This window comes from Thalassomonas actiniarum (genome assembly GCF_000948975.2).
Lineage (GTDB): Bacteria > Pseudomonadota > Gammaproteobacteria > Enterobacterales > Alteromonadaceae > Thalassomonas > Thalassomonas actiniarum.
This window is the reverse complement of the sequence record NZ_CP059735.1, coordinates 32,315-56,696: the sequence shown is the minus strand read 5'-3', so window position 1 is coordinate 56,696 and position 24,382 is coordinate 32,315. Positions and strand designations below refer to the sequence as shown.

Genomic DNA, 24,382 nt, shown 5'->3' with positions numbered 1-24,382 from the left:
GGCCACCCGTCACAGGATTAACCTGGTATTTTGGCAACCATGCGTACAGAGGTCGTTAACGCTTCCATCTGTAACCAAGGTCTTAAATGGGCCACGGCCGAGAAAGCACCCGGTTTACCCGGCTGTTCTACCACCTTGATGGCAGATTCCGCCAATGGCGTTTTCGCTCTTTGCTCATTACCAATCGCGCCCGGGTTGGTGAACTGGCTGATCCACATATTCAGATCACGTTCAACATCCGCCGCTTCCAGGTTAGAACCGAGCTTGTCGCGCCCCATAATTTTCAGGTAATGGGCAATACGGCTGCTGGCCATAATAAACGGCAAGCGCGCCGAAATAGCGGCATTGGCTGTGGCATCCGGATCGGTATAGGTTTTTGGCTTCTGGGTCGTTTGACCACCGATGAAAACCGCATAATCTGAACTTTTGTAATGCACTAACGGTAAGAAACCTAAATCGCTGAGCTCTTTTTCACGCTCATCGGTTAAGTTCACTTCGGTAGGACATTGCTGCTGGATATCACCGGCATCCGACTTATAGGTCAGGTTCGCCAGCGCTTCTACCTTACCGCCGTTTTCCAGGCCACGGATAGAAGTACACCAGCCGGTCGCCGTATAGGCCTGGGTCATTTTCAGTCCCATGGCATAGGCGGCATTTGACCAGACGATTTGATCATTGCCGGTCGGTCTTGGATTACCTTCGGCATCCAGGTCCAGCTCTTCAAAATCAAACGATTTTACCGAAGCGCCTTTTTTACCGTAAGGTAAACGGGCGATGGTTTGTGGCAAAGTCAAAGACACATAACGGGCATCGTCGCTTTCACGGAAAGAATTCCAGGCAGCATAGGCCGGGGAATCAAACGCAGGCGCTACCGGCTTGCCTTCGTTAAAGACATCAAAACTGTCTAATTCAAACATGTTAGGCGAAGCCGCCGCCACAAATGGCGCATGACAGGCCGCTGCCGTTTCACCCATGTAACGCAATAGTGAAACACTTTCATCACTGGCATCAAACTGATAGTCACCCAGCAGCAAACCATAAGGTTCACCACCGGCAGTACCGTATTCGTGCTGGTACAGGGTATTGAATAACGGACTGCGGTCGATGGCCGGGGCATCTTCAAACTGCTCCAGTAAATCGTCCTGGTTAAAGTCGGCCATCTTGATTTTTAAATCGGCGCCGACTTCACTTTCTTTCACTAATTTGTTCAGACCACGCCAGCTGCCTTCCAGCTTCTGGAATTTATCCTGCTGCATAATGGCGGATAACTGTTTGGACAGTTTACCGTCAATGGCGGCAATGGCATTTTCTATGGTCTTGGTCAGGTTTTTATCCCAGGTAACGGTACCGTCTAACGCCTGGTCCATCAGCACGGACATCAGCTCTTTAGTGGTATCCGGTGCCGTTTGGGTGGTTGCGGCAACAGCGCGGTCAAGGAAACTCAGCTCCTGCGCTTCACCTTCCGGTGCTGCACCTTGTTCTTGTTCAGTGCTCATTACGCATCCCCCTCGCTCTTAACACCTAACTCAGCCGATAAAGAATTGATCGTTTCGGCATCCGTTAATACTTCTTTTAACAATTTTTCCAGATCCCTGGAGCGATCCGCCTTGCTAAGCAGCACTTTTAACTGGTTGCGGGTATCCACCAGCTTTTTCAAGGCATCAACTTTTTCAACAATGGCTTCCGGGGTAAAGTCTTTCATTGAATCAAAGTTTAAGTTTGCTTCAATTTGACTGTTATCATCCGTTAAAACATTGTCCACCTTAAGTTTTAACTCTGGGCCGACACGTTTCATCACAGTATCAAAGTTATCTTTGTCTATTTGAAAAAACTCGCGATCGGCAACATCTACCTTGTCTTCCTTATCTGCCGAAAAATCACCAACGACACCGACGACAAAAGGCAATTCTTTTGTTTCCAGGGCGCCATTTGTTTCCACATCATAAGTAATACTGACGCGGTTCTTACTGACTCGTTTGTGTTGTGAGTTTAAAGCCATTGTTATATTCCTGAATTCGTTTTATCGGAAGTTACTTCAGATCTGCTTGTGAAGTAATTTCAGCCGCTTGGGTATCAAAGGCAACTTCAGCCGCTTTCTCAACTTTACCGCCTTCGGCTTCTACATAGTAGGTTTGCGCGATCGTGGCATAAGTCATGGCAAAGTTTTCGCCAGGCTGACTGCCGTCACTACCGGAAACGCTGTAACTGGAGATACGGGCGTTTTCCAGGGTAAGGATAAAATAAGGGATAAGGCCCTTACCGGCACGGTTCGGCTTAGTGAAAACGATTTCCACTTTTTTACCTTCTTCACCCGGGGCGAATAAAAAGGTGGTGATGAACGGGCTGGCGCCATCTAATTGCTTGGCACACTGGATCTCACCTAAAGCAACCATACCACCGTCATTATTGTCGGCATTACCGATATCAACGCTAACGTTACGCATTGCGCTCCATGAAGTTGAGTCAAGAGCAAAAAATCCTTTCTTACCACCGATATCTGTAACGGTTGCCGAACCTTTGATTGTGTCGTTACCGTCTATTCTCATGTAAATTGAAGCCATATTTTTTCTCCATTGCTATCGTTTAAATCAACTTTCGATCCGAATTACCATTGGAATCCGGAGTCGGCTGCCGTTTCTGTACTTACTTTACTTTCTTCTTTTTCTGCGGGCTTTGCTACCTCGGTAGCAGCTACCGCCGCTGAATTTGATTCTTGTTGCTGCACCGCACTGGCCGCGGCTGCTACCGGCGCTGGCTGAGCGGCGACGGTGCTGACAGCTGCGTTCTCCGGTAACTGGGTTTTCTCACCGTCCATGCCGGTGACCATAGCAATCTGGCTTAACACCTTGTCGTTGCCAGCCACCAGCTCCTGCATAAGTTCCGGCAGCGACATATAACCCCAGCGTATCGCTTTTTCCAACAAAAAGGATACCGGGCTATGGGGCTCAGCCTTATTAAAATAATCGGCAAGCCTGCGCAACTCCTGAAAAGCCTGATCCCGGTTGTTAATTTGCTCACTGGTGATCATCACTTGCTGCACGGTTTCAACATTGCTTACCAAGTGAGTAACCTCTGCCGGGTTTTGGTTGCTATTATTTGCTAAATTTTCTGTTTTTTCTTCCGTCAGCCCCGGATTTGCAGGCTGTTCTGCTGGAATTTGTTCCTGCTTGGCAATATCCAAAGGCCACACCTGGTAGTTATTGCCCACCAGGTATTTTATCGCTTCCAGGCAATCGTTTAAGTTGCCCCTGAGGAAACGGCAAGTCACTGCGGAAATAGCAAGTTCGCCACAGGTTTTACCGATCCAGGCATCAAGTTTTTCCACCGAGTCCAGGGCCAGGCCCAGGGCTTTGATGGTGGCGGTGACTTCGTTTTTCACGCCGGAAAAGGCTTGCTGCGCCTGGGCTTTCAATTCTGCCAGCTTGCCGCCTTTCGTGGCGGAAAGGTAGGCGCCGTGATCAATTTCCCCTACCAAAGACAGCATTTGCAGCGGCATATATAACAAACCGCTATTATCGCTTTCTCCCAGCAACTGGATAAAAGGCCTGAGCTGTAATTCGGCGATTTCTTTGGCCTGCTCCTGCGCCTCGGATGATTTGAGTTTTTCATCGGGAATACGCGGATGTACGTCCGGCCAAAAAGTTTCCATAAAAGGAACTAAAGTTTCCAGGCCGCCGGCGATCTTGGCAATGGAATCCCGCTGGAAAGACAATGACATCAGCCACCAGCAATAGACTTCAATATCCTTACTGGTTTCTTGCAGCGTTTGCCAGCAAATATCAGACAATTGTTGCCAGTTCTGCTGGTTTTCTTCAAACAGGGTTTCATCTTCCGACGAGTCTGGCGTTTCAATCAGGCGCCTGAAGGAAGACTGCGCGGCATTAAAGATATTGCGCAGGTTGCGATATACCGCCCGATCACTCTTTAAATAGATTCCGGTCGGGGACTCGGGTGAAATTGGCTTTAATAAATCTTGATACTCTATCATTAGTCCCTGCTGTACAATAATTATTCTTATCGGATACGGCTTTAGATTTAGTGCCAGTACAGTTAAAGTAACAAACTGGGCTTAAAAGTAAAGGTTGTCAATAATTCTTATGTAAATAAGGCAAAATAGCCATAGATATCAGCGTATTTGCTGATTGTTTACACATTTGTCCCGTTTAAATCAAACCTTGCCTGGTTAGCCCTAATGTATCAAGAAACACCTTAGTATCTGGTCTTATCTGAAACCCGCGTTGTTTTATCACAGTCCGGGGAACAAAAAGCCGGTTAACGCCTGCGGTTACGACCGCCCCCCGCTCTCTGCTTAGCCCTGCGCTTTTGTCCCGTGCGGCTGGTTTTTTTATTGGTTTTTATTTCCCGATCTAAGTCAGGCTCATAACCTTGCAGCCATTGCTGGGGCAGCGCTTGCCCCAATACCGCTTCGATTTCCGCCAGCAGGTATTCTTCTTCTCTCGATACCAGAGAGATTGCCAAACCGGTATTGCCGGCACGGCCACTGCGGCCGATGCGGTGGATATAATCTTCGGGATTAAAAGGCAATTCATGGTTGATCACATATTGCAGCTGCCGGATATCCAGACCGCGAGAGGCAACATCGGTAGCCACTAAGGCCCGGGTTTGCCCGGATTTAAATTCCGCCAGCGCTTTTTCTCTCGCCCCCTGGGATTTGTCACCGTGGATCGCCTGGGTTTTGACGCCGTCTTTGGTCATCTGTGTCGCCAGCATATCCGCGCTCTGTCTGCTACGGGTGAAGATCAAGACCTGGTGCCAGTTTCTGGCGCCGATCACATGGGAGATCAACTCCCGCTTTCTGTCAGGATCTACGGTATAAACGATCTGCTCCACTTGCTCCGCCGCGCTATTGGCTTCATCCACCTGGATCATTTCCGGCTGATTTAACAGCTTTTTACTCAAACCGACCGTGGCGGCATCAAAGGTTGCCGAAAACAACATGGTCTGGCGCTGCTCGGGAAGCAGTTTGAGGATACGCTTGATATCATCGATAAAGCCCATATCCAGCATACGATCGGCTTCATCAAAGACCAGAAATTGAAGTTGTGCCAGGGTAAGGGAGCCTTTGGCAAGATGATCCAACAAGCGCCCCGGTGTTGCCACCAGGATATCAACGCCGGCGTTAAAACCCTCTACCTGGGCATTAATGCTGACGCCGCCATAGGCAAGGCGGCTAAAGAAAGGCAAATGAACACCGTATTTTTCAAAACTGGCATGTACCTGTTGCGCCAGTTCACGGGTAGGAGTAAGCACTAACGCACGCGGTGATGGCGTACCTGATTGAGTGTTGTCGCTTTTGGTATTTTTCTCCTGAGACAAGAGCTGCAATATCGGCAAGGCAAAAGCGGCGGTTTTACCCGTGCCCGTTTGCGCCCCCGCCATAATATCCTGCCCTTTGAGAATAACCGGAATAGCGGCTTGCTGTACCTGTGTCGGCTCCCGGTACCCTTGCTCGGCAAGAGACTTCACCAGACCGGCTTGCAAACCTAAAGAAGAAAACCCCATAACTCACCCTAAAATACGCATAAAACATGTATCAAACACTGTAGCGCGCAGTGTACCAGAGATGGCGCTAAATCCTGAGATAAAGCCGGTTTAAATTTATCTCAATCTCTGCCTTGGTAGCTAGTGGTGCAAAAATGTGACGCCGGGTTGCAAATTTTGCCACTTCTCAACGGTTAATTTTACCGTTAACTTATCGGCAAATAAGTTTAAACCAGTAACACCTTTAATGACTAAGCCTATTAACTTGCAGCCGGGGGAAACGGCAATAGAGTACGCCCCTAAAGTTGAATTAAGCAATGGAGCATTATGTATCCCCCAGCATTACCTGCTATACCAGCACAGCCTGGCGTCGGTGGAGCAACTTATCCTGGATATAGAGTATTCCAGCCGTTACCCGGTTTTTGTCAGCCAGGATGACGGCGGCATCTATCTCCAGGTTGGCGTGGTCGGTTATGACAATTATAAGCAAACGGCCAACAGGGAGATGAAAATTGTTTACGGCAGAAAGTGGCGGGTAGAGCCCCAGTTACCGACCTCTGAAATTATCCAAACGGCTTTTCTGGCCATTAAAAAAGCCAGAGAGCATGAAGTCAGGGAGTTATTCCGCCTGACTCACCAGGGCGCCGTTACCACGCCCTTTAACAACCATCACGACCTGCCGCTGATGGCGCAGCAGAGTGCTCTCTTCTCGGAGCAAAAGGCAGGGAAAACCTCAACAGACAGTGCCTTTGAGCAGCTGATAAAATGCCTGCAATCGATAAGTTATGACGGTGCCGCATTCGAGCTCCGCCACCTGGAACAGCACAGAACAGGACTGTACCTGGCAGATATCCGGCTTATTCCCGGCGCAGAGACACAGCTTCCCGAAATTGCCGGGCAGTCGCTCTTGCTGCAACTTGATTCCCTGTCGGTCAATGAATGTTTATTCCGCCTGTTTGAAAAGCTGCTTGCTTTAAGTGACCGTCATGTCGATCACTATTTTAGCTACCGGAAGTTTAACCGCTTCAGCCATGAACTTGATGTATTTGCCATTGCCGGTTTTTCTTCCCGGTTGCGCAATAATAGCGCTATTAAGGAAAATGCCAGCTTAGCGGCAAATTTTGAGCAAGCCAATTACCACACAGATCAAACCCGGATCCCTAAACTTACCGGGGGTAAGCTCGGGGATAAAATAAAATCCGCCCTGGAGAGCCTTGGACCGATACAGGGACTGCCGGTGTTATAGCAAAGGCAGGTTCACCGGCATCGGTTTTTCGCCTTCAATTAAGGGTTTCTGTACCTGCATCTGCTCGATCATAAAACTGACAAAGGTTTGGATCTTGGCATTTTTTCTTAAATCCGGATGATAGACCAACCAGAAGTTATATTTAGCCTCTGAACTATAAGGGGGCACACGCACCAGCTCGGGTTCAAGATCGCCGTAAAAACAAGGTAAAACGGCGATCCCCATGCCATTTTTACAGGCTTCCGCCTGCAGTACGGCACTGGTAATTTTATGTTTAGAATCGAACCTGGGATATTCCCTGGCAATTTTACCCACCGGACGGCGCATTTTATCGTTCCAGCCGATCCAGTTTTGCTGTTCCAGCCAGCTTTCCTGTTCCAGTTCAGGCAACAGTTTTCTTGCCATGTAACAGGAGCGGTGCATCACCGCCAATTGCTTAGCGATCAAATATTCCGGCGGTTGTTCACATACCCGAAAGGCAACATCCGCTTCGCGGTTAGCCAAATTAAACAATCTGGCCGAATCGATGATTTCGATATGGATCAAAGGATATTGTTTGCAAAATTCAGCAATGGCGGGCATAAGCAAGCCGCGGGCAAATAAGTCCGGCAAGGTAATGCGGATATCACCGCTGAGGCTATTATCCTTACCGGCAATTTGCCGCGCCACCGTACTCAGTCTTTCTTCCAGATGGGAAGATTCCTGGTAAATTTCATCGGCGATTTTTGTCCGGGTATAACCTTTGGCCGAACGTTCAAATAACCTCTGTCCCAGGGAGGCCTCAAAGTTATTGATACGTCTTGATACCGTGGCATGGTTAACATTAAGCTCAGCGGCGGCAGCCCTGATCGATCCCATACGGCACACGGCTAGAAAGTACTTAAGATCATCCCAGTTCAAATGATAATTCCCCGATATCTTTTAGAAAGTTAACACCTATAATAACCAAACGGGCATATAAAAGGATAAAGCAAACGGCAAAGCGAAATCAGCTCTCACTTTTCGGATACGATAATACCAACTCATCGGCTTTCTTCATTGGATGATATCTATCGAAATCAGGTTAATATATCTTTTACTGTTTTTCGCTTATGTTTTGGTTAAATGTAATTAAGTTGTACAATATAATCATTAAAAACATAAGCTCAAGATCAAAGAGTGAGATTCATTCCAACACTAAATTGCTTTTCACTAAAGCACTAGGAAGACATGGCTGCAGTTGATTACTCAAACAAACGTTTCTTGATTGTTGATAATGTCAAACCATCAAGGGATACCTTAAAACACCTGGCGCAAAGTCTGAATGCGGCCCGGGCCGATACCAGCCATCATCCACGCCATGTTGTCAGCATGTGTAAAAACATGGACTATGACATTATCCTGCTCGGTTATGATCTCGGCGAAGGCCAGAGAAACGGCCAGCAGATCCTGGAAGAGTTACGGGTTAACGACATTATCTCCAGACAGTGCATAGTGATCATAGTTACCGCCGAAGTATCACAAGCCATGGTGTTGGCAGCATTAGAGCATAAACCCGACGAATACCTGTCCAAGCCCTTCGCCATGAGTGAATTGCTCAAGCGTCTGCATCGCTGTTTCCTGAAGAAACATGCCATGGCAAATATTTATACCGCATTGGACAATCAAGAGCCGGAAAAAGTTATAGAATTATGCGAGCTCACCTTACGCAGCAGCCTTTCCCATCGCTCTGAGTGTCTGGGTATTAAAGCCAGGCAACATTTAGAGCTGGGACAATACCAAGAAGCGAAAGAAATTTACCAGGCACAGCAAAACAGTCCCAACTGTCAATGGGCCACCATAGGCCTGGGTAAAATAGCCCTGATGGAAGATGAGCTTGATGTTGCCGAACAATATTTCAAAGCAGTGATAGAAGAAAGTCCCCGCTACCTGTCAACTTATGACTGGTTGGCGAAGACCTATCAAAAACAGCATAAATATGAAAAAGCCGAAGAGATACTGGAAAGGGCATTATTGATCTCACCGAGATCTGTCGGGCGCTTAAAAGAATATGCCGACTTATGCCTGGAGAACGAGCATTTTGACAAGGCCACCGATGCCTATCAGAAAACCAATGATCTCGCTTATCATTCCATTCATCATAAACCGGAAAATGCCTTAAAGCTTGCCCGCTCCCTGGTGGAGTATTCTTCTGAACTTGAGCCTCATGACATTAAAAAGATGAATACCAAGGCCTTTAAAGCCCTGGCGGTCATGAACCGGGAGTTCACCAAAAGCGAGTTTAAAATCCAGTCACATTTACTTTCAGCCTGTTTGTTTACCAACAGTAAAGAACAGACCTCGGCACGGGATATGTTACAGAAAGCCGAAACCTTGCTGGAAGAGAAACTGGAAGAAATATCTCCCGACAGTATGGTGGAAATCGCCAAGTCCTTCGTCAAGTTAAACAAAAAGGACAAAGCACAAAGTGTGCTGGCAGTGCTCAGTCAACAGTACCCTGAAGATCTGGAACTGATGAATGAAGTTGATAAGTTCTCTGATGTGCCTATGAACAAGGACGACAAAGAAGAAGCACAAAAAGCGCTGGAAGTGGGTGTAAGCCTCTATAAAGAGAAGAACTACTCTCTGGCAATAGAGAAGCTGAACGATGCATTTAAACTGTTCCCAACCCATCAGGGCATTAAATTAAACCTGCTGCAGGTGCTGCTGGTTTCTTATGAAACCAATCCCGGCAATACCGCCCATTTACAGCAGGCAGAAATTATCATAGACGCCCTGGATGATCTTAGTGAAGGTGACAGTGCCTACATACGGTTTGAAAAATTAAAAGTGAAATACAACCAGTTATACGAACAGATGATGGAATAATACCAATTGCATTAAGTAGATGAGCAAAATTCGGTGAGGATAAATTGTTCAAGAACAAGGCGTTTGATTGAGCAATAGCAAGCTATTGTGATTGAAAACAACGCAGGACTTGGAGATTTAGACCATCGAAGATGGTTAGATATTTAATAAAATTGGTATAAGATTACCGGGTATCAAAAATGCAGGGTACGGCTAATCAACAAGACTAATCACTTGTTTTATATGAATATACTTTAATGATTTGTTTAGGCGGAAACCTAAAAGAATAGCAAGAAAAGATGGTGGAGGGAGGTGGATTCGAACCACCGAAGGCTGAGCCGTCAGATTTACAGTCTGATCCCTTTGGCCACTCGGGAACCCCTCCGGACATCAAAAAACCAGCAGTCGCTGGTTTTTTTGAATTAGAAGTCTAGCAATGTCCTACTCTCACATGGGAACTCCCACACTACCATCGGCGCTACTGCGTTTCACTTCTGAGTTCGGCATGGGATCAGGTGGTACCACAGTGCTATTGTCGCTAGACAAAAACAGTCAATCTTGGAAAACGATATATATCTACTTATTCAATCTATGTGTACGTGACTTTTGTTTTTAATGTCAGTCTTCATACAATCTTAAAACCACTTGGGTGTTGTATGGTTAAGCCTCACGGGTCATTAGTACAAGTTAGCTCAATGCCTCGCAGCACTTCCACACCTTGCCTATCAACGTTGTAGTCTCCAACGGCCCTTCAGGGGACTTAAAGTCCCAGTGAGAACTCATCTTAAAGCCTGCTTCCCGCTTAGATGCTTTCAGCGGTTATCAGTTCCGAACGTAGCTACCGGGCAATGCCATTGGCATGACAACCCGAACACCAGAGGTTCGTCCACTCCGGTCCTCTCGTACTAGGAGCAGCCCTCTTCAATTCTCAAACGCCCACGGCAGATAGGGACCGAACTGTCTCACGACGTTCTAAACCCAGCTCGCGTACCACTTTAAATGGCGAACAGCCATACCCTTGGGACCGACTTCAGCCCCAGGATGTGATGAGCCGACATCGAGGTGCCAAACACCGCCGTCGATATGAACTCTTGGGCGGTATCAGCCTGTTATCCCCGGAGTACCTTTTATCCGTTGAGCGATGGCCCTTCCATACAGAACCACCGGATCACTATGACCTACTTTCGTACCTGCTCGACGTGTCTGTCTCGCAGTTAAGCTGGCTTATGCCATTGCACTAACCGTATGATGTCCGACCATACTTAGCCAACCTTCGTGCTCCTCCGTTACTCTTTGGGAGGAGACCGCCCCAGTCAAACTACCCACCAGACAGTGTCCCCAAGCCCGATTAGGGCCCCAGGTTAGAACATCACGCATACAAGGGTGGTATTTCAAGGTTGGCTCCACCAACACTGGCGTGCTGGGTTCAAAGCCTCCCACCTATCCTACACATGTAGGAGCAATGTTCACTGTCAAGCTATAGTAAAGGTTCACGGGGTCTTTCCGTCTAGCCGCGGGTATACGGCATCTTAACCGCAATTTCAATTTCACTGAGTCTCGGGTGGAGACAGTGTGGCCATGATTACGCCATTCGTGCAGGTCGGAACTTACCCGACAAGGAATTTCGCTACCTTAGGACCGTTATAGTTACGGCCGCCGTTTACCGGGGCTTCGATCATGAGCTTCGCAGAGCTAACCCAATCAATTAACCTTCCGGCACCGGGCAGGCGTCACACCGTATACGTCATCTTTCGATTTTGCACAGTGCTGTGTTTTTAATAAACAGTTCCAGCCACCTGGTTACTTCGACCGACTTCAGCTTAGGGAGCAAGTCCCATCACCATAGTCGGCGTACCTTCTCCCGAAGTTACGGTACTATTTTGCCTAGTTCCTTCACCCGAGTTCTCTCAAGCGCCTTAGTATTCTCTACCTAACCACCTGTGTCGGTTTGGGGTACGGTTCCTTATAATCTGATGCTTAGAAGCTTTTCCTGGAAGTATGGCATCAATGACTTCAGCTCCGTAGAGCCTCGTCTCGTATCTCAGTCTTAGAATCCCGGATTTGCCTAAGATTCCAACCTACATACTTTCACATGGACAACCAACGCCATGCTCACCTAGCCTGCTCCGTCCCTCCTTCGCAATTATAAGAAGTACAGAAATATTAATCTGTTTCCCATCGACTACGCGTTTCCGCCTCGCCTTAGGGGCCGACTTACCCTGCCCTGATTAACATGGGACAGGAAACCTTGGTCTTTCGGCGTGGGGGTTTTTCACCCCCATTATCGTTACTCATGTCAGCATTCGCACTTCTGATACCTCCAGCATGCCTTACAACACACCTTCAACGGCTTACAGAACGCTCCCCTACCACTCAAACAAAGTTTGAATCCGCAGCTTCGGTGACTAGTTTAGCCCCGTTACATCTTCCGCGCAGACCGACTCGACTAGTGAGCTATTACGCTTTCTTTAAAGGATGGCTGCTTCTAAGCCAACCTCCTAGCTGTCTATGCCTTTCCACATCGTTTCCCACTTAACTAGTACTTTGGGACCTTAGCTGGCGGTCTGGGTTGTTTCCCTCTCCACAATGGACGTTAGCACCCATAGTGTGTCTCCCGGATAGTACTCACTGGTATTCGGAGTTTGCAAAGGGTTGGTAAGTCGGGATGACCCCCTAGCCTTAACAGTGCTCTACCCCCAGTGGTATTCGTCCGAGGCTCTACCTAAATAGATTTCGGGGAGAACCAGCTATCTCCCGGCTTGATTAGCCTTTCACTCCGACCCACAAGTCATCACCGCATTTTTCAACATACGTGTGTTCGGTCCTCCAGTTGATGTTACTCAACCTTCAACCTGCCCATGGGTAGATCGCCGGGTTTCGGGTCTATACCCTGCAACTGAACGCGCAGTTAACACTCGCTTTCGCTACGGCTCCCCTAATCGGTTAACCTTGCTACAGAATATAAGTCGCTGACCCATTATACAAAAGGTACGCAGGCACCGGACTAAATCCGGCTTCCACTGCTTGTACGTATGCGGTTTCAGGTTCTATTTCACTCCCCTCACAGGGGTTCTTTTCGCCTTTCCCTCACGGTACTGGTTCACTATCGGTCAGTTAGGAGTATTTAGCCTTGGAGGATGGTCCCCCCATATTCAGTCAACATTTCACGTGTGCCGACCTACTCGATTTCATGATAAGTTTATTTTCGTGTACGGGGCTATCACCCTGTATCGCCAAGCTTTCCAGCTTGTTCCACTAATGTACAAATCACTTAAGGGCTAATTCCCGTTCGCTCGCCGCTACTAAGGAAATCTCGGTTGATTTCTTTTCCTCGGGGTACTTAGATGTTTCAGTTCTCCCGGTTCGCCTCCTAAAGCTATGAATTCACTTTAGGATACCCGCCTGATGACGGGTGGGTTTCCCCATTCGGACATCGAAGGCTGTAACGGTTTTTATCACCTTACCTTCGCTTTTCGCAGATTAACACGTCCTTCATCGCCTCTAACTGCCAAGGCATCCACCACATACGCTTAGTCACTTAACCATACAACCCCAAGTAGTTTCCTATTTGATTGTTCGGTGACTAAACCGAACTAAGTTGTAAAGTCTGACATTTTCACGCACTCATAGAGTGTCTTGAATAAGAGTTGATACTTCTCTAATAAAGAGTCGTATCGTGATACATGATAAGGAAGATCATGTATCAGGTTCGATATTTACGATATTTGTGTACGGCGCGCGACACGCTTTCCACTCATAAATACCGGGTATATATATCAGCTTTCCAGATTGTTAAAGAACAGTTTTTAACGCGCATTCGGTTAAAAAGTTGGTTAAAAAAACCAAATTTAAATTATCCACTCTTTATAAGGAGGAAATATCTTAAATTTGGTCTCTCTTGTTCCAAGAAGAAAATTGGTAGGTCTGGGCAGACTTGAACTGCCGACCTCACCCTTATCAGGGGTGCGCTCTAACCAGCTGAGCTACAGACCTATCTTGTTTAAACCTGAACCTTGTAGCCAAGACCTCACCCTGCCTTTTATTAAGGGAAGTGGGGTGCTAACCAGCTGAGCTACAGACCTAGGTTCAATACCGTGTAAGTTATGGTGGAGCTAAGCAGGATCGAACTGCTGACCTCCTGCGTGCAAGGCAGGCGCTCTCCCAGCTGAGCTATAGCCCCATATTTACTACATCAGTAAAGGGTTTCTTCTTCAATTTCGTTATCAGGCAATTTGTGTGAACACTCAACGAGAGCATTGTTTTACTTCAAGATAAGGAGGTGATCCAACCCCAGGTTCCCCTAGGGTTACCTTGTTACGACTTCACCCCAGTCATAAATCACAAAGTGGTGACCGTCCTCCCGAAGGTTAAACTAGCCACTTCTTTTGCAACCTACTCCCATGGTGTGACGGGCGGTGTGTACAAGGCCCGGGAACGTATTCACCGTGGCATTCTGATCCACGATTACTAGCGATTCCGACTTCATGGAGTCGAGTTGCAGACTCCAATCCGGACTACGACAAGCTTTGTGGGATTCGCTCCACCTCGCGGTATTGCTGCCCTCTGTACTTGCCATTGTAGCACGTGTGTAGCCCATCCCGTAAGGGCCATGATGACTTGACGTCGTCCCCACCTTCCTCCGGTTTATCACCGGCAGTCTCCTTAAAGTTCCCGCCCGAAGCACTGGCAAATAAGGATAGGGGTTGCGCTCGTTGCGGGACTTAACCCAACATTTCACAACACGAGCTGACGACAGCCATGCAGCACCTGTCACAGAGTTCCCGAAGGCACTAAACCATCTCTGGTAAATTCTCTGGATGTCAAGGGATGGTAAGGTTCTTCGCGTTGCATCGAATTAAACCACATGCTCCACCGCTTGTGCGGGCCCCCGTCAATTCATTTGAGTTTTAACCTTGCGGCCGTACTCCCCAGGCGGTCAACTTATCGCGTTAGCTGCGCCACCCACATCTCAAGGATACAGACGGCTAGTTGACATCGTTTACGGCGTGGACTACCAGGGTATCTAATCCTGTTTGCTCCCCACGCTTTCGTGCCTCAGCGTCAGTTTTTGTCCAGGTGGCCGCCTTCGCCACTGATGTTCCTTCCAATCTCTACGCATTTCACCGCTACACTGGAAATTCCACCACCCTCTACAAAACTCTAGCCTGCCAGTTCAAAATGCAGTTCCCAGGTTGAGCCCGGGGCTTTCACATCTTGCTTAACAAACCGCCTACGCACGCTTTACGCCCAGTAATTCCGATTAACGCTCGCACCCTCCGTATTACCGCGGCTGCTGGCACGGAGTTAGCCGGTGCTTCTTCTGTTGCTAACGTCACAGGATGCAGTTATTAACTACACCCCTTTCCTCACAACTGAAAGTGCTTTACAACCCGAAGGCCTTCTTCACACACGCGGCATGGCTGCATCAGGCTTTCGCCCATTGTGCAATATTCCCCACTGCTGCCTCCCGTAGGAGTCTGGGCCGTGTCTCAGTCCCAGTGTGGCTGATCATCCTCTCAAACCAGCTAGAGATCGTCGCCTTGGTAAGCCATTACCTTACCAACTAGCTAATCTCACTTGGGCTAATCAAATGGCACGAGGCCCGAAGGTCCCCCGCTTTGGTCCGTAGACATTATGCGGTATTAGCAGTCGTTTCCAACTGTTGTCCCCCACCATAAGGCATATTCCCAAGCATTACTCACCCGTCCGCCGCTCGACGCCGAAGTACAAGTACTCCTCGTTTCCGCTCGACTTGCATGTGTTAAGCCTGCCGCCAGCGTTCAATCTGAGCCATGATCAAACTCTTCAATTAAAAATCGTTTGTGGTCCGAAGACCGACTCAATGAATTCTGTCAAATAAATATTACTTACTAAAAAGTAAGTCGTACTTGTGTGTCATTCATCATTAAGTTTATTTTTGCTCTTGCTTCGAAAAGCGAAGAACTATGTAAAATCAACATTAACGTGAGTGCCCACACAAATTGCATGATAACTAATTTTTAAAGAACCACTCTTTAAAAGAGTGAGATATAAATCGCATTCGTTTACACCTTGAGTTGCTTAAGACCTTGTCTCAAGCGCGATGCGCATGATACGCTTCTCAGTTTTGATGTCAACCTCTTTTTTCAAAGTTTTGTTGGCTGTTTAAGTCATGTTTGCATCACTTAAACTTATCAAAACACTTCGTTGGGCTGCCCCGTGGAAGTGGATGCGCATTTTAGACATTTTCTTGAAGAGGTCAACATCTTTTTTCAAATTAATTCATGAGTGACGAGATATTAAACAGACCGTTTAAAAACAAAGCAAAAATGTCATAAAAGTGACATATACAATGCATAAACAGGGCTATAGATATACAGGCATGGAATAAGAGTTACGGGTCATTAAAGGGGAATAAAAAATTATTGCACATATAAAACGGGCCCGAAAACCCGTGATAAAATCATGACTGATTTAATTAATTACCGTAAATAAAAACAGACTTAGTTACCACAAACGACTCCAACAGCTGCAAATGCCGCCGTGACATCAAATACATCATAGCCAAAGTTATCGGCGGCAGACTCAACTCCACATGCTCCCTGGTTAAAATTAGTGCTGGCATTCCAGTAGATCTGATTGGCCTGCAAGAAAACCTCAAAGGCAGTACGCGTATTCCAGCCATTGGTATTTGCCAGCAGGTAAAAGGCTTTATTATAGACACCAGAACTGTAATGCACATTCATACCACTGGCATAATCGCTTGCATGACCGATTGAGTTACCGTCTTGTGTTGGATCTGCCATATAACGCAGTGCGCCGTTGCCTTTGAATATTTGCTCTCCTACCAGCCAGTCATTGCTGCCATGCATATAGTATTCGGCAACCTCACCCGCCATATCTGAAAAAGCTTCGTTAATACCACCCGACTGATTTGAATACTGCAGGTTAGAATTTTGCTCGGTTACCCCATGGCTGACTTCATGAGCAGAAACATCGAGACTGACCAGGGGATAAAATTTCGTATAGCCATCACCAAATAACATGGCGCTGCCATTCCAATAAGCATTATCTGTATTACGGCCGTAATGCACTTTCATTTGCAGCTGGAAGCTTAAAGGTGCCGTGTTAAACCAATCCTGGTACATCTCAAAAATCAAGTTACCAAAATAATGGGCATCATTAGCGGGAGCATAACCACCATTTACTTCTTGATAGGTATTTTCCGGGCAGGTAAAAGAATGTGTGCGTCCAAACCAATAACGGTTTTTCATATTGATGGTTTTGACATAGGCATTCTCCATGGTGCAAGTGCCGGAAGATTCACTGACATCCAGGGCGCCAAAATCAGTCCCGTAATAATATTTGCCGGTTTTTTCATTGCCACCAGGACCCGTTGCAGCAAAGGAAAATGACATTTGGGGATGAGCTTTTTCTGCTTTAACTTGGTTTAACCCTTCCCATACTTCTATGATTTCACCGCTATTAGCATCAATAAATGCCATAGGGCGAGTAGGAACACCATCATCGACGGAGAAATAAGACACTTTGTACACTAAGCGCGGCGTTTCTTTTTCTATTTTGATCATTAAATCGGCTGACGTGTTTTCTAAATCAAGCGTACTGTGCCCATTGGTTTTAACCAGCAGAGAGATCACTTGTTGTCGGCTGATGGCAGCTTTGGTTGATTTAATATCTTTAACCAGGTCACGGATAACGGCGCCTGAAACCTCAATTAACTCACCATCTGCTCCCTCAGTTGCGACCAGGCTGTGTCCATATACGGGCACATCTTTATAAAACTGCTGATAACGCTTTTTAATTTTACCGTCTTTCGTTTTTATCGACTTTCTACTTTGAAAACTGTCTTCATGCGACATATTCAGGGCTTCGCCAAGCGCTTCTCCCTGAACCTTATATGCTTGGAGGTTTTCTTTGACTGCGGCATGGGCTGGCAACAGAGCCAAGGTGGTCACAGCTCCAAATACTACCGGCTTAATAAATTTATTCTTCATTATCTTATTCCTTGATAGTTGAGGTTTATCAGCCGCTCCATTTTATAAGTCCAAGATTACCCTATAAAATAAAGACAATAATGGAGCGATTCCTTGCCCCAATAAGCGTGGTTGAAATATTTGGATTCTGTCGGTGATTTCACGACAAAGATTAGAAAAAAAGCGCCATTTATCAACAGAGGTAACAACAAGCATAAGAGCATGAAATTTCAAATAAAAGTCATGTATAGCTTATATTTCAATACTGAGCTTATTAATATGAAAAAGCCGGCTAACATCAGTTAACCGGCTTTATTATCACTTGCTATTAAGTCACTAATAACTCCAGTTCAAAGTAACACCGGAAGATGCCCGGTAACCGCGTATCCCGATATGCATAGTACTGCCCCCCGGACTTGCTTCGCTACAGGTTTCATTATTGCCATTAGCGTACGGACGACAGTCATAGCTACTGGTTGTCGGCGCCGCCCCTTTCCTCAAATAGAGATCGGCATCCCCGCTGCCACCGGAAATAGTGGCAGTGAAGGTACCCGCCCCTGCCGGCACATCGACGGATAAGTAATACCACTCTCCCTGGGCAACACTTATATTATCCACCGTATCACTATTTCCCGGAGGAGGTGTGCCCCCAGCAGTATGGTCACCCACTATAGATGCATTGCTATAAGCACTGTAACCCCGCATCATGACATAATAAGTACCGGCTTGTGCACTTTGGAAATCACAGGTTTCAGTATTACCGCCTATATATGGACGACAATCATAACTGCCTGTTGTAGGAGCAGAGCCAAACTTGACATAGAGATCACCGTCACCGCTACCGCCACTGGTATTAAAAGTTACCGTGTTAACATCCGTCGGAGTTTCATAAGTAAAGTGCGTTTCAGAACCTTGCGCCCCGGAAATGGTCTGGGCAACACCTTTTTCCAGTACGCCCGGAGGTGGCGGCGGTGTACCACCGCAAACCACCCCGACAGCATCAAATGCCGCGGTAACATCAGCCTTATCGTGGCCTAAGTCTTCAGCCGCAGATTCAACCCCACAGGCACCTTCATCAAAAGTGCTGTTAGCGCCCCAATAAACCTGGTTGGCCTTTGCCATTACCTGAAAAGCTTTTTTGGTATCCCAACCGGCCGTGGTGGCTAGCAGATGAAAAGCCTTGTTATAAACACCCGAGCTGTAGTGAACATTGAGTCCGTTGTAATAGTTATTGGCGTGATCGATAGAACTGCCATCCTGGGTAGGGTCATTCATATAGCGTAATGCACCGTTACCTTTATAAATATCGCCACCGACAAGCCAGTCGTTAGTGCCCTTCATAAAGAATTCGGCCGCTTCACCCGACATATCAGAGAAGGCCTCATTCATACCACCCGACATATTGCTATAAATCAAACCTGAATTTTGCTCGGTGAATCCGTGGCTGACTTCATGGGCTGAAACATCAAGACTGACTAATGGGTAGAAAGTATTTTGACCATCACCAAAGGTCATGGCCGAACCATCCCAGAAAGCATTTTCATAATTATTGCTATAATGCACCCGCATAGTGAGCTGGAAGGTTAATGGCGCCGAGCCAACATAGTCACTGAACATATCAAATACGACACCGCCAAAATAATGGGCATCATTTAACGGTGAATAGGCGCTGTTAATTTCTTTATGAGTATTTCTCGGGCAAGTATAAGAATAAGCAGTACTGCCGGAAGTACCGTGATTTAAGTTAACGGTTTTAACGTTGGCATTATTCATGGTACAGGTATTGCCGCTCTGGGTTACATCCATAAAACCAAAGTCGGTACCATACTCGTACTGACCGGTTTTGGCATTTCCGCCAGGGCCGGTGCCTGTTAAAGCATGTTGCAAGTTCTCATAACGATAAACTGTTGCTCCCGTTTGGGCATCGATAAAGTATACCGGGCGCGAAGGCTCACTACCCTTTACTCCTGGAATAACATAAGAAATACGATGTACCAGCAACGGCTGATCTTTTTTCATGTAAACGAAGAGTTGGTTTTCCTCATTATAAACACTGGCTTGGGAGGCATGGTCTTTTTTCAGGGCAACTCTTAAAGCATTATTGGCTGAAAAACCCGGTAGTACCGAGATGTCATGATCTTCGAGATTGATAAACTGACCTTTGACATCAGTCAGTAATCCCATAGGCGTTTTGGTAGCAGCCAGGCTGTAGCCAAAAATAGGAACCCCTTTGTATGCCTGTTGAAAGCGTACCTTGGTCAGGTTATTACTTAGATGAAAGGTTTTACTGCTTTTGATTTGATGAATGTCGGCCAAATCCAATACTTGATTGATATCTTCACCGCTGTTGCCCTTACCCATGGTGGAAGCATCTTGAATTTGAGCCGCGTGGGCCGACATGGTTAACACACAAACTACTGCTGCGGTAACTTTCGTTACTTTGTTAATTTTCATATTCATGTCCATATTGTTTATTTGATTTTTATATTTAGTTACTCAGAACTAAATTTGTCCTTGTCCCAGAACACAACAAAAGACTGAAACACCTGGCAGCAACACACCATTGACACAAAATTGATGCTTGCTGCACCTCGGTGACAAATAACCTTAGTTTAGGAAATAAGGCGTCACAAATTCCTCCCGGCAACTGATACCAAGAAGAGACGATGCATAAGGGTTAAGAAAGATCCAGTAACATGCTGGTATCAGAGAGTCGATTAGCTGGAAACAGGAGAGAAAAAGACAGCACAAAAACCATGATTTTTCTTGAGAGAATCAAAGAATTAAAAGCAAAGATATCCAGAAATAAAACTGCTGTGCCTGTTTTTAGCACAGCAGCTTTGCTTCTTCGCCTTAGTGCTAGTCTTCTGTTTCCCGGTTAATACCAAGTGAAACTTCAACCTGTTTAGGTGTGATCATCAGCCCTCCCTGATTTACCTCAATGCTGATCTTCTGCCCGATAGGGAAACCGGCCAATTTAAGCCACTTTCCCCTGAGCACAATGCAAGGTTCAAGTTTGACCGGCACATAATTAATACCGATACCACGGGTTTTCGCTGACGCCCCGCAGAGGGTTTCCTGTACGGTAAGTTGCCGATAAATGGGATATTTAACTTTTGCCGAGCTTAGCTCTGACGTATGATGATATTCAGCCATGACGTACTCCACTGTAGTTCGTTGTGGTTAGCAATCTCTGGGTGTGGACGCACTCAGAGGTTGCGACTTTGGTTGCTGCCATAGGCAGCAGTTAATTGGTAAGACACATTGAAATTAGCACTCTCCTTTTTGAATTGGATAGCACTATTAAGCAAAGACTAATTCACTGAATAAATCAGGCCGGGATTATATTTAATCTTATGATTATTTATACGCTACTGTACGGGTTACTGTACAAAAAATTTAAGGGTTTGCTATGTTCATGGAAAACAAATATTTTCTTATGAATTTTTAAGCAATAGAAAAGCAAAAAACCCGCAGCGTCAGCTGCGGGTTTCTCTAAATAGAAGTCTAGCAATGTCCTACTCTCACATGGGAACTCCCACACTACCATCGGCGCTACTGCGTTTCACTTCTGAGTTCGGCATGGGATCAGGTGGTACCACAGTGCTATTGTCGCTAGACAAAAACAGTCAATCTTGGAAAACGATATATATCTACTTATTCAATCTATGTGTACGTGACTTTTGTTTTTAATGTCAGTCTTCATACAATCTTAAAACCACTTGGGTGTTGTATGGTTAAGCCTCACGGGTCATTAGTACAAGTTAGCTCAATGCCTCGCAGCACTTCCACACCTTGCCTATCAACGTTGTAGTCTCCAACGGCCCTTCAGGGGACTTAAAGTCCCAGTGAGAACTCATCTTAAAGCCTGCTTCCCGCTTAGATGCTTTCAGCGGTTATCAGTTCCGAACGTAGCTACCGGGCAATGCCATTGGCATGACAACCCGAACACCAGAGGTTCGTCCACTCCGGTCCTCTCGTACTAGGAGCAGCCCTCTTCAATTCTCAAACGCCCACGGCAGATAGGGACCGAACTGTCTCACGACGTTCTAAACCCAGCTCGCGTACCACTTTAAATGGCGAACAGCCATACCCTTGGGACCGACTTCAGCCCCAGGATGTGATGAGCCGACATCGAGGTGCCAAACACCGCCGTCGATATGAACTCTTGGGCGGTATCAGCCTGTTATCCCCGGAGTACCTTTTATCCGTTGAGCGATGGCCCTTCCATACAGAACCACCGGATCACTATGACCTACTTTCGTACCTGCTCGACGTGTCTGTCTCGCAGTTAAGCTGGCTTATGCCATTGCACTAACCGTATGATGTCCGACCATACTTAGCCAACCTTCGTGCTCCTCCGTTACTCTTTGGGAGGAGACCGCCCCAGTCAAACTACCCACCAGACAGTGTCCCCAAGCCCGATTAGGGCCCCAGGTTAGAACATCACGCATACAAGGGTGGTATTTCAAGGTTGGCTCCACCAACACTGGCGTGCTGGGTTCAAAGCCTCCCACCTATCCTACACATGTAGGAGCAATGTTCACTGTCAAGCTATAGTAAAGGTTCACGGGGTCTTTCCGTCTAGCCGCGGGTATACGGCATCTTAACCGCAATTTCAATTTCACTGAGTCTCGGGTGGAGACAGTGTGGCCATGATTACGCCATTCGTGCAGGTCGGAACTTACCCGACAAGGAATTTCGCTACCTTAGGACCGTTATAGTTACGGCCGCCGTTTACCGGGGCTTCGATCATGAGCTTCGCAGAGCTAACCCAATCAATTAACCTTCCGGCACCGGGCAGGCGTCACACCGTATACGTCATCTTTCGATTTTGCACAGTGCTGTGTTTTTAATAAACAGTTCCAGCCACCTGGTTACTTCGACCGACTTCAGCTTAGGGAGCAAGTCCCATCACCATAGTCGGCGTACCTTCTCCCGAAGTTACGGTACTATTTTGCCTAGTTCCTTCACCCGAGTTCTCTCAAGCGCCTTAGTATTCTCTACCTAACCACCTGTGTCGGTTTGGGGTACGGTTCCTTATAATCTGATGCTTAGAAGCTTTTCCTGGAAGTATGGCATCAATGACTTCAGCTCCGTAGAGCCTCGTCTCGTATCTCAGTCTTAGAATCCCGGATTTGCCTAAGATTCCAACCTACATACTTTCACATGGACAACCAACGCCATGCTCACCTAGCCTGCTCCGTCCCTCCTTCGCAATTATAAGAAGTACAGAAATATTAATCTGTTTCCCATCGACTACGCGTTTCCGCCTCGCCTTAGGGGCCGACTTACCCTGCCCTGATTAACATGGGACAGGAAACCTTGGTCTTTCGGCGTGGGGGTTTTTCACCCCCATTATCGTTACTCATGTCAGCATTCGCACTTCTGATACCTCCAGCATGCCTTACAACACACCTTCAACGGCTTACAGAACGCTCCCCTACCACTCAAACAAAGTTTGAATCCGCAGCTTCGGTGACTAGTTTAGCCCCGTTACATCTTCCGCGCAGACCGACTCGACTAGTGAGCTATTACGCTTTCTTTAAAGGATGGCTGCTTCTAAGCCAACCTCCTAGCTGTCTATGCCTTTCCACATCGTTTCCCACTTAACTAGTACTTTGGGACCTTAGCTGGCGGTCTGGGTTGTTTCCCTCTCCACAACGGACGTTAGCACCCATAGTGTGTCTCCCGGATAGTACTCACTGGTATTCGGAGTTTGCAAAGGGTTGGTAAGTCGGGATGACCCCCTAGCCTTAACAGTGCTCTACCCCCAGTGGTATTCGTCCGAGGCTCTACCTAAATAGATTTCGGGGAGAACCAGCTATCTCCCGGCTTGATTAGCCTTTCACTCCGACCCACAAGTCATCACCGCATTTTTCAACATACGTGTGTTCGGTCCTCCAGTTGATGTTACTCAACCTTCAACCTGCCCATGGGTAGATCGCCGGGTTTCGGGTCTATACCCTGCAACTGAACGCGCAGTTAACACTCGCTTTCGCTACGGCTCCCCTAATCGGTTAACCTTGCTACAGAATATAAGTCGCTGACCCATTATACAAAAGGTACGCAGGCACCGGACTAAATCCGGCTTCCACTGCTTGTACGTATGCGGTTTCAGGTTCTATTTCACTCCCCTCACAGGGGTTCTTTTCGCCTTTCCCTCACGGTACTGGTTCACTATCGGTCAGTTAGGAGTATTTAGCCTTGGAGGATGGTCCCCCCATATTCAGTCAACATTTCACGTGTGCCGACCTACTCGATTTCATGATAAGTTTATTTTCGTGTACGGGGCTATCACCCTGTATCGCCAAGCTTTCCAGCTTGTTCCACTAATGTACAAATCACTTAAGGGCTAATTCCCGTTCGCTCGCCGCTACTAAGGAAATCTCGGTTGATTTCTTTTCCTCGGGGTACTTAGATGTTTCAGTTCTCCCGGTTCGCCTCCTAAAGCTATGAATTCACTTTAGGATACCCGCCTGATGACGGGTGGGTTTCCCCATTCGGACATCGAAGGCTGTAACGGTTTTTATCACCTTACCTTCGCTTTTCGCAGATTAACACGTCCTTCATCGCCTCTAACTGCCAAGGCATCCACCACATACGCTTAGTCACTTAACCATACAACCCCAAGTAGTTTCCTATTTGATTGTTCGGTGACTAAACCGAACTAAGTTGTAAAGTCTGACATTTTCACGCACTCATAGAGTGTCTTGAATAAGAGTTGATACTTCTCTAATAAAGAGTCGTATCGTGATACATGATAAGGAAGATCATGTATCAGGTTCGATATTTACGATATTTGTGTACGGCGCGCGACACGCTTTCCACTCAT

At 46.9% G+C, this 24,382-nt stretch carries 11 protein-coding genes, 3 tRNA genes and 5 rRNA genes; 2 read left to right on the top strand and 17 right to left on the bottom strand.

Annotated features, from left to right (window positions below; translation table 11 throughout):
• Positions 1-17 precede the first annotated feature (17 nt).
• The 5 genes from tssC to SG35_RS00215 all read right to left on the bottom strand — a co-directional run bounded on the left by tssC (position 18) and on the right by SG35_RS00215 (position 5,523).
• A complete protein-coding gene (tssC, locus tag SG35_RS00235) occupies positions 18-1,496 on the bottom strand; it encodes a type VI secretion system contractile sheath large subunit (protein ID WP_044835212.1) in 1,479 nt (492 codons plus the stop codon).
• Complete coding sequence (gene tssB, locus SG35_RS00230; protein WP_044835211.1) at positions 1,496-1,999, bottom strand: type VI secretion system contractile sheath small subunit; 504 nt, start codon at positions 1,997-1,999, stop codon at positions 1,496-1,498. Before tssB ends, tssC begins: the two co-directional genes overlap by 1 nt.
• Before the next feature lie 31 nt (positions 2,000-2,030).
• Complete coding sequence (locus SG35_RS00225; RefSeq protein WP_044835210.1) at positions 2,031-2,561, bottom strand: Hcp family type VI secretion system effector; 531 nt, start codon at positions 2,559-2,561, stop codon at positions 2,031-2,033.
• Between the two features lie 44 nt (positions 2,562-2,605).
• A complete protein-coding gene (locus SG35_RS00220) occupies positions 2,606-3,988 on the bottom strand; it encodes a type VI secretion system protein TssA (RefSeq protein ID WP_053043342.1) in 1,383 nt (460 codons plus the stop codon).
• Between the two features lie 284 nt (positions 3,989-4,272).
• Positions 4,273-5,523, bottom strand: a complete 1,251-nt coding sequence (locus SG35_RS00215; protein ID WP_044835209.1) for a DEAD/DEAH box helicase — start codon at positions 5,521-5,523, stop codon at positions 4,273-4,275.
• Positions 5,524-5,749: 226 nt separating this feature from the next.
• On the opposite strand from SG35_RS00215, the gene SG35_RS00210 reads away from it, so the two are divergent.
• A complete protein-coding gene (locus tag SG35_RS00210) occupies positions 5,750-6,748 on the top strand; it encodes a hypothetical protein (protein WP_053043341.1) in 999 nt (332 codons plus the stop codon).
• Here the strand turns inward: SG35_RS00210 and SG35_RS00205 are convergent.
• Positions 6,743-7,648, bottom strand: a complete 906-nt coding sequence (locus SG35_RS00205; RefSeq protein WP_152646778.1) for a LysR family transcriptional regulator — start codon at positions 7,646-7,648, stop codon at positions 6,743-6,745. The genes SG35_RS00210 and SG35_RS00205 overlap by 6 nt on opposite strands.
• A 309-nt stretch (positions 7,649-7,957) precedes the next feature.
• Between SG35_RS00205 and SG35_RS00200 the strand changes: the two genes are divergently transcribed.
• A complete protein-coding gene (locus tag SG35_RS00200; protein WP_044835207.1) occupies positions 7,958-9,595 on the top strand; it encodes a tetratricopeptide repeat-containing response regulator in 1,638 nt (545 codons plus the stop codon).
• Positions 9,596-9,874: 279 nt separating this feature from the next.
• Here the strand turns inward: SG35_RS00200 and SG35_RS00195 are convergent.
• From SG35_RS00195 to SG35_RS00145, 11 genes are all read right to left on the bottom strand, one after another.
• Positions 9,875-9,959: transfer RNA gene (locus SG35_RS00195), tRNA-Tyr, on the bottom strand.
• A 43-nt stretch (positions 9,960-10,002) separates the two neighbouring features.
• A 5S ribosomal RNA gene (gene rrf / locus SG35_RS00190) occupies positions 10,003-10,117 on the bottom strand.
• A gap of 113 nt (positions 10,118-10,230) precedes the next feature.
• Positions 10,231-13,118, bottom strand: a 23S ribosomal RNA gene (locus SG35_RS00185).
• A 372-nt stretch (positions 13,119-13,490) separates the two neighbouring features.
• Positions 13,491-13,567 (bottom strand) — tRNA-Ile (locus SG35_RS00180).
• 111 nt (positions 13,568-13,678) lie between these two features.
• A tRNA-Ala gene (locus tag SG35_RS00175) sits at positions 13,679-13,754 on the bottom strand.
• A gap of 92 nt (positions 13,755-13,846) precedes the next feature.
• Positions 13,847-15,386, bottom strand: a 16S ribosomal RNA gene (locus SG35_RS00170).
• The 16S, 23S and 5S rRNA genes sit together here with 3 tRNA genes alongside, the layout of an rRNA operon.
• 670 nt (positions 15,387-16,056) lie before the next feature.
• On the bottom strand, positions 16,057-17,568 hold the full coding sequence (locus SG35_RS00165; protein ID WP_044831305.1) for a M4 family metallopeptidase: 1,512 nt from the start codon (positions 17,566-17,568) through the stop codon (positions 16,057-16,059).
• A 315-nt stretch (positions 17,569-17,883) separates the two neighbouring features.
• Positions 17,884-20,001 carry a M4 family metallopeptidase gene (locus SG35_RS00160; RefSeq protein ID WP_044831306.1) on the bottom strand — a complete coding sequence of 706 codons (2,118 nt, stop codon included), beginning with the start codon at positions 19,999-20,001 and terminating at the stop codon, positions 17,884-17,886.
• Between the two features lie 405 nt (positions 20,002-20,406).
• Positions 20,407-20,715, bottom strand: a complete 309-nt coding sequence (locus tag SG35_RS00155; protein ID WP_269082162.1) for a SymE family type I addiction module toxin — start codon at positions 20,713-20,715, stop codon at positions 20,407-20,409.
• Between the two features lie 337 nt (positions 20,716-21,052).
• Positions 21,053-21,167 (bottom strand): 5S ribosomal RNA (gene rrf, locus SG35_RS00150).
• Between the two features lie 113 nt (positions 21,168-21,280).
• Positions 21,281-24,168, bottom strand: a 23S ribosomal RNA gene (locus tag SG35_RS00145).
• Between the last annotated feature and the right edge of the window lie 214 nt (positions 24,169-24,382).

Coding starts and splice junctions, on each gene's coding strand:
- tssC (WP_044835212.1), bottom strand. CDS start 1,496: ATGAGCACTGAACAAGAACAAGGTGCAGCACCGGAAGGTGAAGCGCAG.
- tssB (WP_044835211.1), bottom strand. CDS start 1,999: ATGGCTTTAAACTCACAACACAAACGAGTCAGTAAGAACCGCGTCAGT.
- SG35_RS00225 (WP_044835210.1), bottom strand. CDS start 2,561: ATGGCTTCAATTTACATGAGAATAGACGGTAACGACACAATCAAAGGT.
- SG35_RS00220 (WP_053043342.1), bottom strand. CDS start 3,988: ATGATAGAGTATCAAGATTTATTAAAGCCAATTTCACCCGAGTCCCCG.
- SG35_RS00215 (WP_044835209.1), bottom strand. CDS start 5,523: ATGGGGTTTTCTTCTTTAGGTTTGCAAGCCGGTCTGGTGAAGTCTCTT.
- SG35_RS00210 (WP_053043341.1), top strand. CDS start 5,750: ATGACTAAGCCTATTAACTTGCAGCCGGGGGAAACGGCAATAGAGTAC.
- SG35_RS00200 (WP_044835207.1), top strand. CDS start 7,958: ATGGCTGCAGTTGATTACTCAAACAAACGTTTCTTGATTGTTGATAAT.
- SG35_RS00165 (WP_044831305.1), bottom strand. CDS start 17,568: ATGAAGAATAAATTTATTAAGCCGGTAGTATTTGGAGCTGTGACCACC.
- SG35_RS00160 (WP_044831306.1), bottom strand. CDS start 20,001: ATGAAAATTAACAAAGTAACGAAAGTTACCGCAGCAGTAGTTTGTGTG.